General features: G+C 69.8%; 13 protein-coding genes. 6 read left to right on the top strand and 7 right to left on the bottom strand.

Translation table 11 applies throughout. The features are described from left to right. Nucleotides 1-5: 5 nt before the first annotated feature. Nucleotides 6-872, bottom strand: a complete 867-nt coding sequence (locus MFF55_RS12570; RefSeq protein WP_238244438.1) for a DUF3108 domain-containing protein — start codon at nt 870-872, stop codon at nt 6-8. Nucleotides 873-1327: 455 nt separating this feature from the next. Between MFF55_RS12570 and rpmB the strand changes: the two genes are divergently transcribed. Both rpmB and MFF55_RS12560 read left to right on the top strand, forming a co-directional pair. Next, nucleotides 1328-1633 (top strand): 50S ribosomal protein L28, encoded by a 306-nt coding sequence (gene rpmB / locus MFF55_RS12565; RefSeq protein ID WP_238244437.1) that lies wholly within the window; start codon nt 1328-1330, stop codon nt 1631-1633. A 110-nt stretch (nt 1634-1743) separates the two neighbouring features. Next, nucleotides 1744-2673, top strand: coding sequence for an AEC family transporter (locus tag MFF55_RS12560; protein ID WP_238244436.1), 930 nt, complete (start codon nt 1744-1746; stop codon nt 2671-2673). A gap of 3 nt (nt 2674-2676) precedes the next feature. On the opposite strand, the gene cobT is transcribed toward MFF55_RS12560, so the two are convergent. The 5 genes from cobT to MFF55_RS12535 all read right to left on the bottom strand — a co-directional run bounded on the left by cobT (nt 2677) and on the right by MFF55_RS12535 (nt 7431). Next, the gene (gene cobT / locus MFF55_RS12555) at nt 2677-4572 is read right to left on the bottom strand and encodes a cobaltochelatase subunit CobT (RefSeq protein WP_238244435.1); all 1896 of its coding nucleotides are present in this window, start codon (nt 4570-4572) and stop codon (nt 2677-2679) included. 4 nt (nt 4573-4576) lie between these two features. Continuing rightward, on the bottom strand, nt 4577-5065 hold the full coding sequence (locus MFF55_RS12550; RefSeq protein WP_238244434.1) for a DUF29 domain-containing protein: 489 nt from the start codon (nt 5063-5065) through the stop codon (nt 4577-4579). A gap of 8 nt (nt 5066-5073) precedes the next feature. Continuing rightward, complete coding sequence (locus MFF55_RS12545) at nt 5074-5574, bottom strand: DUF29 domain-containing protein (protein ID WP_238244433.1); 501 nt, start codon at nt 5572-5574, stop codon at nt 5074-5076. 19 nt (nt 5575-5593) lie between these two features. Further along, nucleotides 5594-6577: a cobaltochelatase subunit CobS gene (cobS, locus tag MFF55_RS12540; protein WP_238244432.1), complete on the bottom strand. Its 984-nt coding sequence runs from the start codon at nt 6575-6577 to the stop codon at nt 5594-5596. Between the two features lie 230 nt (nt 6578-6807). Further along, nucleotides 6808-7431: a J domain-containing protein gene (locus MFF55_RS12535; protein ID WP_238244431.1), complete on the bottom strand. Its 624-nt coding sequence runs from the start codon at nt 7429-7431 to the stop codon at nt 6808-6810. 131 nt (nt 7432-7562) lie between these two features. On the opposite strand from MFF55_RS12535, the gene MFF55_RS12530 reads away from it, so the two are divergent. Continuing rightward, nucleotides 7563-7847, top strand: a complete 285-nt coding sequence (locus MFF55_RS12530; RefSeq protein WP_238244430.1) for a BolA family protein — start codon at nt 7563-7565, stop codon at nt 7845-7847. Between the two features lie 33 nt (nt 7848-7880). Further along, entirely contained in the window at nt 7881-8303 is a 423-nt protein-coding gene (arfB, locus tag MFF55_RS12525; RefSeq protein WP_238244429.1) for an alternative ribosome rescue aminoacyl-tRNA hydrolase ArfB, read from the top strand. A 280-nt stretch (nt 8304-8583) separates the two neighbouring features. Here arfB and MFF55_RS12520 read toward each other — a convergent pair whose 3' ends face one another. Further along, a complete protein-coding gene (locus MFF55_RS12520; protein WP_238244428.1) occupies nt 8584-9531 on the bottom strand; it encodes a class I SAM-dependent DNA methyltransferase in 948 nt (315 codons plus the stop codon). Between the two features lie 44 nt (nt 9532-9575). Here MFF55_RS12520 and MFF55_RS12515 point away from each other — a divergent pair, with 44 nt between their 5' ends. Together MFF55_RS12515 and MFF55_RS12510 are read left to right on the top strand one after the other, a co-directional pair. Next, nucleotides 9576-10607 (top strand): ligase-associated DNA damage response exonuclease, encoded by a 1032-nt coding sequence (locus tag MFF55_RS12515; RefSeq protein ID WP_238244495.1) that lies wholly within the window; start codon nt 9576-9578, stop codon nt 10605-10607. Next, nucleotides 10604-12424, top strand: a complete 1821-nt coding sequence (locus tag MFF55_RS12510; protein WP_238244427.1) for a cisplatin damage response ATP-dependent DNA ligase — start codon at nt 10604-10606, stop codon at nt 12422-12424. The genes MFF55_RS12515 and MFF55_RS12510 overlap by 4 nt, the downstream gene beginning before the upstream one ends. Nucleotides 12425-12483 lie beyond the last annotated feature (59 nt).

Raw genomic sequence — 12483 nt, 5'->3', positions numbered from 1 at the left:
GTGCGCTACCGGCCACCTTCGAGGCTCGCCAGGGCGGCCGAGCCCTCCGCCGCGGCCGCCGTGGTCGTGCCGCCGCGCGACCAGCGGGTCGCCTCGATAATGTTGGTGCCGACCGTGGTCTTCACCGAGATCCGGACCGGCAGGAGCACGCGGGTGCCCTCGACGGGGGCGAGCCACACCGACATGTCGCGGTTCTGCTCCATGAACTGGACGCCCGGCCGGTCCGGCCGGTGGCCGGCGATCGCCTGGTAGCGGGCGTTGCAGACGAGGACGGGCCCGGAATAGCCCGGCTTCTCGACCGTGCGGGTCTCGCCGTAGCTGAGGACCACGTTGAACCGCGTCGCGCCGTCGAAGACGGGCAGGGTGCGGTTGCAGTTCTCGGAATCGGTGAGCTCGCCCCGGCTCTGCGCGGGCATCATCAGCGCGCTCGCCGGATCGACGACGCCGCGCTTGTTGGCGGGCGTGACCGGCACGCGGTCGCCCATGTCGACCAGCGGCGGCGTCACCTCGGCCTGGGTCACGTTCCCGCGCGCCAGCGCCATCCGCACCGCGATGCCGGCATTGGACGTGCGCGTCGCGATCGAGAAGGCGCTCGGCTGCGGGCCGGCCGCGATGAGGCCGCTGGCCCGGGCCGAGCCCATGCCGCCGGTCACCGCGCCGACGAGGCCGGTGAGCCGGGCCGAGACGTCCATGCGGTACCGGGTGCCCTCGAACAGTCCCGAGACCTGCGCGGTGCCGATCGGGATGCCGGCGAGGTTCACGCTGTAATCGACGCTCACGGTCGCCTGCGCCGCCTTCGGCCGTGCCAGAGCGGAGGAACCGCCCAGAACCGCCAGGGCGGTGGCGGCGAGGAGGAGGCGCTGGACGCACATGTCTGGGAACCCGAAATCCTGTGGGGCCGCACGACCGACGGGCGCCGTGGGATCACTCCGCCGGCATCGTGGCCGCTCATGGTTAACAGATCGTTGGGCGGCGTGAAGTCGCCTCGACCGGCGGCAATTCCTCCCGAGGCGCCGAACTCATGTTGATGGCGAGCCCTCTGGGCGGAGGGCACGACCGATCCGACGACCAATCCCGTCGTTCCGGGTTCGCTTACAGCGCCCCCGAATGACGGGATTGGTTTTCGTTCCGTCGTCGAACGCGGCGGCAACCCGAGGTCGGAGCCCTGCAATTTCGTCGCTCCGCCTTGACGGCGAGGGCGCCTCTCCCCTATAGCCTCGCGCCTTCGATGAGAGCGCCGCTCGAATGGGTCAGGCGTGCGTGAGGCTGTTCCCCAGCTTCCCGCCTGAGACCGACGAGACGCGTAAACGATACAGGATCTTGAACAATGTCGCGCCGTTGCGAACTCACGGGCAAAGCCGTGCAGACCGGCCACCTCGTGAGCCACTCGAACCGCAAGACCAAGTGCCGGTTCCTGCCGAACCTGTGCCAGGTCACGCTACAGTCGGACGCCCTGAAGCGCCGCGTGCGCCTGCGGGTCACCGCCCATGCGCTCCGCTCGGTCGAGCATCGCGGCGGCCTCGACGCCTTCCTGATCAAGGCCCGCGAGATCGAACTCTCGCAGACCGCCCGTCTCCTGAAGCGGGACATCGAGAAGAAGCTCGCCGAGACCGAGAACCCGGTCGCGGCCTGAGGAATCCGACGGCAGCATCCCGGATGCTGCCTGTCCTCCCGAACAGACCTGGTCGTTTCAGCCGCCGCATGCGCCCCGCCTGCGGCGGCTTTCCGTCTTGAGGCGCGCCGATGAGCGCGCTGTCCCTGATCGCACCGATCTTCGGCATCGTGCTGATCGGCTGGGTCGCATCGGTCGCCGGGCTCCTCTCCGACCGCGTCAGCGACGGGTTGTCGGAATACGTCTTCTCCATCGCCGTCCCGGCGCTGATCATCACGACCCTGACGCGGCCGGGGCTGTCGGGCGAGGTGAACCCGACCTTCTGGGTCAGCTATTTCGGCGGCGCCGCGATCGCCTGGACCATCAGCTCGCTCATCGCACGGCGCCGGGAGGGCATCGAGCGCAAGGGCGCCGTCCTGCACGGATTCGCCGCGAGCCAGTCCAACACGATCTTCGTCGGCGTGCCGATGATCCTCCAGGCCTACGGCGAGGATGGCGCCTTCCCGCTCTTCATGCTGCTCGCCGTGCACCTGCCGATCATGATGGCGGCCGCGACCTTCCTCGTGGAGGTCGGGAGCGACCGGCCCCTGCTGGAGCGGCTCGGCGGCCTCGTCGCCGTCCTGGCCAGGAACCCGATCGTGATCGCGCTCGCGATCGGGCTGACGCTGCGGCTGGTCGGGATCGCGCCCGCGGGCCTGGCCAAGACCCTCATCGACGGCTTCGCCGGAACCGCCTCCGTCTGCGCCCTGATCGCGCTCGGCGCGGGCCTCAAGCGCTATCGCCTGGCCCATGACCTGCCCGGCGCGCTGACGATCTCCGGTCTGAAGCTCGTCGTCCACCCCCTCGCGGTGTGGCTGCTGGCCTTCCACGTCTTCACGATGCCGCCGGCCTATGCCGGCGTGGCGGTCCTGTTCGCGGCGAGCCCCGTCGGGATCAATTCCTACCTGCTCGCCATCCGCTACGGGGCGGAGAAGGGCGTCATCGCGGCCTCGGTCCTGGCCTCGACGCTGCTCGCCATCGTCACGTCGATCGGCTGGCTGATGGTGCTCGGGCGGGCGTGAGGCCTACCGGGCGCGCTTGCGCTCGGGCTGCCTCGCGGGCCGTCCCCCATCCTCCTCGAACAGCTCCGCCAGCTTCTCGGTCATCGCCCCGCCGAGCTCCTCGGCGTCGATGATCGTCACGGCGCGGCGGTAGTACCGCGTCACGTCATGGCCGATGCCAATGGCCAGCAGCTCCACCGGCGAGCGGGTCTCGATATCCTCGATCATCCAGCGCAGGTGGCGTTCGAGGTAGTTGCCGGGGTTCACGGACAGGGTCGAATCGTCCACCGGCGCGCCGTCCGAGATCACCATCAGGATCTTGCGCTGCTCCGACCGCGCGAGCAGGCGCTTGTGGGCCCAGTCCAGCGCCTCGCCGTCGATGTTCTCCTTGAGAAGCCCCTCGCGCATCATCAGTCCGAGGTTCTTCCGCGCCCGGCGCCAGGGCGCGTCGGCCGACTTGTAGACGATGTGCCGAAGGTCGTTGAGGCGGCCGGGCCCGACGGGCTTGCCGATCCCGAGCCAGGACTCGCGCGACTGCCCGCCCTTCCAGGCCCGCGTCGTGAAGCCGAGGATCTCGACCTTGACGCCGCAGCGCTCCAGCGTCCGCGCCAGGATGTCGGCGCAGGTCGCGGCCACCGTAATCGGGCGCCCGCGCATGGACCCGGAATTGTCGAGCAGTAGCGTGACCACGGTATCGCGGAAGTTCGTGTCCTTCTCCTGCTTGAAGGAAAGGGGCTGGAAGGGATCGATCACCACGCGCACGAGGCGGGCCGGATCGAGCTGGCCCTCCTCGAGGTCGAAGTCCCAAGCCCGGTTCTGCTGCGCGAGGAGCCGGCGCTGCAGGCGGTTCGCCAGGCGCCCGACCACGCCCTGAAGATGGGCGAGCTGCTTGTCGAGATAGGTGCGCAGGCGCGCGAGCTCGTCCGCGTCGCAGAGATCCTCGGCGTGGATGACCTCGTCGAAGCGGGGATTGAAGACCTTGTACTCCGGACCGCGCAGTTCGTTGGCCCGCGACGAGGGCGGGCGCCACGCCTCGGACGCCTCCTCGGAATCGGATTCCTCGGCCTCGTCCGGCAGGTCGCCGGAGGGCGCGTCGGCGGCCTCGGTCGCTCCCTCCTGCAGCTCGTCGGAAGCCTCCTCGGAGCTTTCCGTCTCCGAGCGGTCGCCCTGGGACTGCTCCTCGGCCTCGCCCTCGCTCGGCGTCTGCTCGTCGTCCTGGGCCTCGTTCTCGTCGTCCTCGTCGTCGTCCGGGTCGAGCGGCGACTCGTCGGCCATTTCGAGGGAGGAGAGCAGCTCGCGGACCGAGCGGGCGAAGGCGCGCTGGTTCTCGATGCTGCCCAGCAGGCCGTCGAGGTCCTTGCCCGCCCGCTCCTCGATATGGCTGCGCCAGAGGTCGACGATCTTGGCCGCGGCCTTGGGCGGCGCCTCGCCGGTCAGGCGCTCGCGGACCATCAGGGCGACGGCGTCCTCCATCGGCGCGTCGGCCCGGTCGGTGATGTCCTCGTACTTGCCGCCGCGGTGATAGCGGTCCTCCAACATCGCCGAGATGTTGCCGGCCACGCCCGCCATCCGCCGGGAGCCGATCGCCTCGACGCGGGCCTGCTCGACGGCGTCGAACACCGCGCGCGCCGCCGAGCTCTCGGGCGCCAGACGCCGGTGCACGGCGACGTCGTGGCAGCCGAGCCGGAGCGCCATGGAATCGGCGTTACCGCGCAGGATCGCGACGTCGCCGGCCGAGAGCTTGCGCGGCGGCTCGGGCAGCCGGGCCTTGTCGCCGGTGAGCGCCGGCCGGTCGCTGGCATAGGTGACCTCGATCTCGGACCGCCGCGCGATGGCGCGCAGGCAGCCCGCGACGGAGCGCTTCAGCGGTTCTGCGACGGGCTCCCGGCGCTCGCCGGGCTTGCGGTTGGAGATCGCCACGTTGCTACTTCTTCACGGAGTCTAAGTCGAAGGGACGATGCAATATGTCGTCCCACGTATAAGGGCATCTGTCCGGAAACTCGCCGACGGGAAGGTGGCACTCTTCCGATGCCCAATTTCGGGAGATCGGATAGATATCATCACGGATCTCATCGACGGACGCATTCAAGCTCGGACTTCTTTTCAGTATGCGATCATAACGCCTACGCTGCTCCATGATGGAGTAGATCCAGCTCGGAGTGCGCATCTCAGGCTGCTGGTCCCATTTCAGCATGTGCATCAACAACACGCGCAACGCGCCCTCCAGACGACTGTACTGTGCGGCACCCACGTCGCTCAGTTCCTCGGCGATGTTGTCGAGATCGAGAGCGTCGGTCCTGCCGGAGTGCAGGAGCGCGACCTGCGCCTCGACCCAGCCGTAGAGGTCCTGGTCGTGGCGGGGCGAGGGAGCGTGAGCCTCATCTTCGGCCGGCTTGCGCAGCAGGGTTGACATGGCTCGATCTACCGCTTGACGGAGTCGAATTCGAATGGACGTTCCAGGATCTCGTCCCACTCGTAGGGACATTCCGGCGGAAACTCATCGGGCGGAAGATGCGTCTCCTCCGACGCCCAATCGCGCGCGTCGGGGTAGGCTTTCGTCATGGCCTCACCGACTCGCGGTTTCAGGCCTGGGTTCTCTGCCAAGATATCGGACAGCCGGCGGCGCTGCTCGCGGATGGAAAAGATCCAACTCGCCGTACGGTGTTCGGGCTGCTGATCCCATTTCAGCATGTGCATCACGAGGACGCGCAAAGCGCTGCGGAGTTTGGCGAATTCGCTCTTAGACAAACCCTCGAGCTCCTCCGCGACATGATCAAGATCGAGATCCTCAAAACGGCGCGCACGGAGGATGCCGGCTTGTTCGAGAAGCCACGAGTAGAAGTCTTCCTCGTAGCGCGCCCCGCGGCCGGACGGCATCGCGTCCTCGGAAAGCCGCGTATCTTTCAGAGCCGGCTCAGCCATCGCGCCCTCCCGCAAAACCTCAGCTCAGTGCCACGTTCACCGCGCTCTCCGGCAGGTCCTTCCCGAAGGCGCGCTGGTAGAACTCGGCGACGAGCGTCCGCTCCAGCTCATCGCACTTGTTGAGGAAGGTGACGCGGAAGGCGAAGCCGATGTCCTGGAAGATGTCGGCGTTCTCCGCCCAGGTGATCACCGTGCGCGGGCTCATCACCGTCGAGAGGTCGCCGTTCACGAAGGCGTTGCGGGTGAGATCGGCGACGCGGACCATGCGGTTGACGATGTCCCGCCCGCCGTCGCGGTGGTAGTGCGCCGCCTTCGAGAGCACGATGTCCACCTCGCGGTCGTGGGCGAGGTAGTTCAGGGTGGTGACGATGGACCAGCGGTCCATCTGGCCCTGATTGATCTGCTGGGTGCCGTGGTAGAGCCCCGAGGTGTCGCCCAGGCCCACCGTGTTGGCGGTGGCGAAGAGCCGGAAGGCCGGGTGAGGGCGGATCACCCGCTTCTGGTCGAGGAGCGTCAGGCGCCCCGAGACCTCGAGCACCCGCTGGATCACGAACATCACGTCGGGGCGGCCGGCATCGTACTCGTCGAAGACCAGCGCGACGTTGTTCTGCAGGGCCCAGGGCAGGATGCCGTCCTGGAAGGCGGTGACCTGCTTGCCCTCCTGCAGCACGATCGCGTCCTTGCCGACGAGGTCGATGCGGGAGATGTGGCTGTCCAGGTTGATCCGGATGCAGGGCCAGTTCAGCCGGGCGGCGACCTGCTCGATATGGGTCGACTTGCCCGTGCCGTGATAGCCCGTCACCATCACGCGGCGGTTCCTCGCGAAGCCGGCGAGGATCGCCAGCGTCGTCTCGCGGTCGAAGATGTAGTCGGGATCGAGGTCGGGCACGTGCTCGTCGGTCTTCGAGAACGCGGGCACCTTGAGGTCGAGGTCGATGCCGAAAACCTCGCGCACGGAAACGGTCCGGTCGGGCAGCGAAGCGGGCGTGTCGTCAGAGAGCATACAGGACCTCGTCGGGGCGGGCGCCGGCGTCTCGCGCTCGGTCGTCCGCGTCTGGTTCTATCCGAAAAACCCTCGAGCCTTGGGAAGGCCGCGGGCGATCGCTTTCCTTAATCGCCGCCGGCGAAGAACGCCAAGGGCTGCGGCTGCCCCGAATATAGGGCTTCGCGCGCCGTTTGCCGCTGTCTCGCACCAGACGAACGCATGGCGGGCTGCATCGTTCGTGCCGCGGGTCAGCACATCCCGGCGGCGCGCAGGGTGTCGTGGGCGCGGATGATGTCGCGCAGGCGCTCCTCGAACGAACGGTCGCCGCCGTTCGCGTCGGGATGGAAGCGCTTCACCAGCACCTTGTACTGCGCCTTGATCGCGGCCGAGTCGGCGCCGTCCTCGAGCCCGAGCACGTCGAGCGCGCGCAGCACCTTGGCCGAGCGCCGCGGGCGCATTGGCTCGGGCGCGGCGCGGCGCGCGGTCTCGCCGACGCCCTCGGCCCGCAGGATGCCGAGCGGATCGACATAGGCCCAGTCCCGCGTCGGCTCGGGCTTGCGGGCGGCGCCGGCGCGGGTCGCCGGGTTCACGCCCATGGCCCAGGTCGGGCGGTGCCCGATCACGGCATCCTTCTGATAGGCCTGGACGGCGGCGTCATTCATGCCGTCGAAGTAGTTGTAGGTCGCGTTGTAGGCGCGCACGTGGTCCATGCAGAAGCGCCAGTACTGCCCCTCTGCCTTGCGGCCCTTCGGGGCGCGGTAGAGGCCTTGATTGGTGCAGCCCGGCGTCTCGCAGCCCGGCGCGGCCGCCTTCGGCTCGTCGCAGGTCGGTTTGATGCGGATGCGGTCGAACAGGCGCGAGTTGAGATCCATGACGGGGCGATTATGAGGGGGTGGCTTTGAGACACAAGGGCGGCGGGCCTGATGCCGCATGTCGACATCGGGGGTTGACGACCCGGGGGCGATCCCCGGCCCGTCGGGGCAGGCGAGGCGAAGGAGCGAAGATGCAAACCGGCGAAACGCTGAAGGACTGGATGGCCGCGACGCTCGATGCCGCGCTCAAGCCCTCCCACCTCGACGTCATCGACGAATCCCATCTCCATGCCGGCCATGCCGGCTGGCGCGAGTCCGGCGAGACGCATTTCCGGCTCGACCTCGTCTCCGCCGCCTTCGATGGAAAGAGCCGTGTCGAGCGCCATCGCATGGTCAACGCGATCCTCGACCCGGCGTTCAAGCGCGGGCTCCATGCCCTGGCCGTGCGCGCGCGGACCCCGTCCGAAGCCGCCTGACCGGCGCTTTTCCTCTTCCGGGAGATGGTGTGCGTGGCCCTGCAATGCACCCCCAGGATCGCCATCGCGGAAGAGGAGCTCGAGGAATCGTTCGTGCGGGCCTCGGGTCCCGGCGGGCAGAACGTCAACAAGCTCTCCACCGCGGTCCAGCTGCGCTTCGACGTGCGCCGCTCGGCCTCGCTGCCCGACGCCGTCGCCATCCGCCTGATGCGGCTCGCGGGCAAGCGCCTGACGGGGGAGGGGGTTCTCATCATCAATGCGCAGCGCTTCCGCACCCAGGAGCGCAACCGCGCCGATGCCCGCGAGCGCCTCGCCGCGCTGATCGCCGAGGCGGAGGTGCCGCCGACGCCCCGGCGCGCCACCCGGCCGACGCTGGCCTCCAAGAAGCGCCGCCTGGACGAGAAGAGCCGGCGGGGCGCCACCAAGCGGTTGCGGGGCGATTTAGCCTCGGAGTGAGTGCCTAGATGGGCGCAGACGCTCGCAAGTGCGCTCGCCCTCCACCTCTACCGCTTTGTACGCGGGGACCGCGACAGGCACCTCTCCCAGGGGGAGAGGGTTGGGGTGAGGGGAGCGAACTCTCCGGATGGGGCACGCCCCTCACCCTGTCCCTCTCCCCATAGGAGAGGGAACCCGCGCCTTACGCGACGGGCGTTGGTTCGATCCGGGGTGGATGAATGCGTCACCGTGAAGATGCGACATCGATCCGTCCGGCGGATCATCGCGCAGGATGATCGGTTCAGCGCCCATCCGACGACGCCGGCCGCCGGACGATCGCGATGCGCCCTGGCACGTCGGCGCCGCGCTCCCGGCGGATCGCGGCCTCTTCCAGCGTCAGCAGTTCGAGCCCGCCCGAGGCGACCGCTTCGCGCAGGTGGGCGTCGCCGTGGGCGTAGCGGGCGTCCGCGCCGAGCTTGACCCCATCGCCGTCCTGCGACTGCACGGTGAAGGCCGCGAGGCCGCCGGGCCGCAGCGCGCGGCCGATCCCGGCCAGGATGGGCCCGAGGTCGCCGAGATAGATGAAGACGTCGGCCGCGAGGACGAGGTCGAACGAGTCCGGTGTCGCGCCCGCGAGGAAGCCCGTCAGGTCGCCCTCGATCAGCCCATGATAGCGTCCGGTCCGCTCGGCCCGCGCCAGCATGGCGGGCGAGAGATCGATCCCGGTCAGGCGCTCGACCCGGCCCGCCAGGGCCTCGCCCATCAGCCCGGTGCCGCAGCCGAGATCGAGCCCGTCGCCGAAGCGGGGCGGCGCGTGCGCGGCGAGGGCCGCGCGCAGCATCGCCGGCCCGCGGTAATGCAGATCGCCGACGAGGTGGCGCTCGAAGCGGTCCGCGTAGCCGTCGAACAGGGCGCGCACATAGGCCGGCGAGATCGCGTCCAGCGCATTCCCGACGCCGAGCTGCGCCAGGTGCAGGCGGGCGCCGAGCCCGTCGTCCGGGTCGAGGTCGAGGGCGTTGGCGTAGGCCCGCAGGGCGGCGTGGTGATCGTCGAGGGCGCCGCCCTCGCGGTGGCGGGCCTCCAGCGCCCGGCCGAGGAGGAACCAGGCGGGGGCGAAGCGCGGGGCGCGCTCGAGCGCCTGCTCGGCCATCTCCGCCGCACCCGCCGCGTCGCCCTCGGCGAGGCAGGCCTCGGCATAGGCGTAGCGGCGGTCGGCGAGGAGATCGCCCGAGCTGGTCTGACGGGACATGAGGGTTCGTGGGTGAGCGCGCGGCGCCCTATATAGCCGCTCCCATGCCGATCCGCGCCAGCGACCTCCTCACCCTCACCCGCGAGGGCCTGTACTGCCCCCTCGGGCGCTTCCACGTCGATCCGACCTGGCCGGTGGAGCGGGCGCTGATCACCCACGGCCATGCCGACCATGCCCGTTCCGGCCATCGCGCCGTGCTGGCGACGCCCGAGACCCTGCGGATCATGGCCGTGCGCTACGGCGAGGATTTCTGCGGCACGCGGCAGGAGGCGCGGCTCGGCGAGACGATCCGCGTCGGGGACGTCGCCGTCCGCTTCGCGCCGGCCGGCCACGTGCTCGGCTCGGCGCAGATCGCGATCGAGGCCGAGGGCGTGCGCGTCGTGGTCTCGGGCGACTACAAGCGCGCCTACGACCCGACCTGCCTGCCCTTCGAGGTCGTGCCCTGCGACGTGTTCATCACCGAGGCCACCTTCGGCCTACCGGTGTTCCGGATGCCGGACACCCGGGACGAGATCCGGAAGCTCCTCGATTCCGTGGCCCTGTTCCCGGAGCGCGCCCACATCGTCGGCGCCTACGCGCTGGGCAAGGCGCAGCGGGTGATGGCCCTACTGCGGGAGGCCGGCTACGACCGGCCGATCTACCTGCACGGCGCGATGGAGAAGCTGACCGAGCTCTACAAGCGCGAGGGCATCCCGCTCGGTGAGACGCCGAAGGTCGTCGCCGCGGAGCGCCCGAAGCTCCACGGCGCCGTGGTGCTCTGCCCGCCCTCCACGATCCAGGACCTGTGGTCGCGCAAGTTTCCCGATCCGGTCACCTCCTTCGCCTCGGGCTGGATGCGGGTACGCGCGAGGGCCCGCCAGAAGGGCGTGGAGCTGCCGCTCGTCATCTCGGATCATTCCGATTGGCCCGACCTCTGCCGCACGATCCGCGAGACTGGGGCTGGGGAGGTCTGGGTCACGCACGGGCAGGAGGACGCGCTGGTGCATTGGTGCGGCACGCAGGGGATCAAGGCGCGGCCGCTGCACATGCTGGGCTACGGCGACGAAGAGGTGGAGAGCGCGGAGGCGGCCGCGTGAACGACTTCGCGCACCTCCTCGACCGCCTCGCCTACGAGCCGCGTCGCAACGCCAAGCTGCGGCTCCTGCAGGATTATTTCGCGCACACGCCCGACCCGGAGCGCGGTTTTGCCCTTGCCGCAATGACGGGCGGGCTGACGTTCCGCGAGGCGAAGCCCGCGATGATCCGGGGCCTGGTGGAGGCGCGGATCGACCCGGTGCTGTTCGCGCTCTCGCACAATTACGTGGGCGATCTGGCCGAGACGACGGCGCTGATCTGGCCGGGAAGCGCGACGCGCTCTCCTCCCCCTTGTGGGGAGGAGTTGGAGGTGGGGGTGGTTCCGCTTGCCTCCGCGCAGGGTCAGCCAGCCACCCCCACCCCTGCCCCTCCCCACAAGGGGGAGGGGAGTCCCGCGCCCATCGGCCACAACAACCCGCCGCCGCACGTGCCCACCCTCGCGGAAGTCGTTGAGACGCTCGCGACCACGAAAAAAGCCGAACTCCCCGCCCACATCGCCGGCTGGCTCGATGCGCTCGACGAGACCGGGCGCTGGGCGCTCCTCAAGCTCATCACCGGGGCGCTGCGCGTCGGCGTCTCGGCGCGGCTCGCCAAGAGCGCGGTCGGGGCGCTGGGGGGCCACGATGCCGACGCGGTCGAGGAGGTCTGGCACGGGCTGACGCCGCCCTACGAGGGGCTGTTCGCCTGGGTGGAGGGGAGGGCCGCGCGGCCGGAGACCCTGAACCCGGCGCCCTTCCGCCCGCCCATGCTCTCGCACCCGATCGAGGAGGAGAGCGATTTCGAGAAGCTGGAGCCCGAAGCCTTCTCCGCCGAGTGGAAATGGGACGGCATCCGCGTCCAGCTCGTGGGCGGGCGCGACCGCGCCGGCGAGCAGGTGGCGCGCATCTATTCCCGCACCGGCGAGGACATCTCCCACGCCTTTCCCGACCTCGCCGAGGCGGTCACCTTCGAGGGCGCGCTCGACGGCGAGCTGCTGATACTGCGCGAGGGCCGCGTCCAGAGCTTCAACGTCCTGCAGCAGCGCCTGAACCGGAAGGCGGTGACGGCCAAGCTCCTCGAGGAGTTCCCGGCCCATGTCCGGGCCTACGATCTCCTCACCGCGGGGGGCGAGGACCTGCGGCCGCTCGCCTACGAGGCGCGCCGGCAGCGCCTCGAAGCCTTCGTGGGGAATCTCGACCACGCCCGCATCGACCTCTCGCCGCTCGTCCCCTTCGCGACCTGGGACGACCTCGCCGCCGCCCGCGCCGACCCGGCTTCCGTGGGGGCGGGCGAGGATGCCGACGCCATCGAGGGCGTCATGCTCAAGCGCCTCAGCTCTCCCTACCTGCCCGGCCGGCCGAAGGGCCCGTGGTGGAAGTGGAAGCGCGAACCGCACATCGTCGACGCGGTGATGATGTACGCCCAGCGCGGCCACGGGAAGCGCTCGTCCTACTACTCGGACTACACCTTCGGGGTGTGGCGCGACCGCCCGGAGGGCGGCGCGGAGCTGGTGCCCGTCGGCAAGGCCTATCACGGCTTCACCGATGCCGAGCTGATGAAGCTCGACCGCTTCGTCCGCAACCACACCACGAAGCGCTTCGGCCCCGTGCGCGAGGTCGAGTACGGCTCGGAGAAGGGCCTCGTGCTCGAGATCGCCTTCGAGGGCGTGCAGCGCTCGACCCGGCACAAGTCGGGCGTCGCGATGCGCTTCCCCCGGGTCAGCCGCATCCGCTGGGACAAGCCGCCGGGCGAGGCCGACCGGATCGAGGCCCTGGAGCGCATCCTGGCGCGCGGCGAGCGCGAGGTCGCGCCGGGAGCGGCGCTGGAGGGCGGGGAATGAGACTGGCCGACCCTAATCGCCCCGGTAAAATCCCTCACGCCCTTTCCCGGACGGGTGGA

Origin of the sequence: Methylobacterium iners (assembly GCF_022179305.1) — a bacterium.
Lineage (GTDB): Bacteria > Pseudomonadota > Alphaproteobacteria > Rhizobiales > Beijerinckiaceae > Methylobacterium > Methylobacterium iners.
This window is presented reverse-complemented; position numbering and strand designations above follow the sequence as displayed.

What these genes read in the sequence shown, in the direction of transcription:
- MFF55_RS12560 (WP_238244436.1), top strand. Translation starts at nt 1,744, where the DNA reads ATGAGCGCGCTGTCCCTGATCGCACCGATCTTCGGCATCGTGCTGATC.
- rpmB (WP_238244437.1), top strand. Translation starts at nt 1,328, where the DNA reads ATGTCGCGCCGTTGCGAACTCACGGGCAAAGCCGTGCAGACCGGCCAC.
- MFF55_RS12520 (WP_238244428.1), bottom strand. Translation starts at nt 9,531, where the DNA reads ATGTCCCGTCAGACCAGCTCGGGCGATCTCCTCGCCGACCGCCGCTAC.
- MFF55_RS12570 (WP_238244438.1), bottom strand. Translation starts at nt 872, where the DNA reads ATGTGCGTCCAGCGCCTCCTCCTCGCCGCCACCGCCCTGGCGGTTCTG.
- MFF55_RS12535 (WP_238244431.1), bottom strand. Translation starts at nt 7,431, where the DNA reads ATGGATCTCAACTCGCGCCTGTTCGACCGCATCCGCATCAAACCGACC.
- MFF55_RS12545 (WP_238244433.1), bottom strand. Translation starts at nt 5,574, where the DNA reads ATGGCTGAGCCGGCTCTGAAAGATACGCGGCTTTCCGAGGACGCGATG.
- MFF55_RS12530 (WP_238244430.1), top strand. Translation starts at nt 7,563, where the DNA reads ATGCAAACCGGCGAAACGCTGAAGGACTGGATGGCCGCGACGCTCGAT.
- cobS (WP_238244432.1), bottom strand. Translation starts at nt 6,577, where the DNA reads ATGCTCTCTGACGACACGCCCGCTTCGCTGCCCGACCGGACCGTTTCC.
- MFF55_RS12550 (WP_238244434.1), bottom strand. Translation starts at nt 5,065, where the DNA reads ATGTCAACCCTGCTGCGCAAGCCGGCCGAAGATGAGGCTCACGCTCCC.
- MFF55_RS12515 (WP_238244495.1), top strand. Translation starts at nt 9,576, where the DNA reads ATGCCGATCCGCGCCAGCGACCTCCTCACCCTCACCCGCGAGGGCCTG.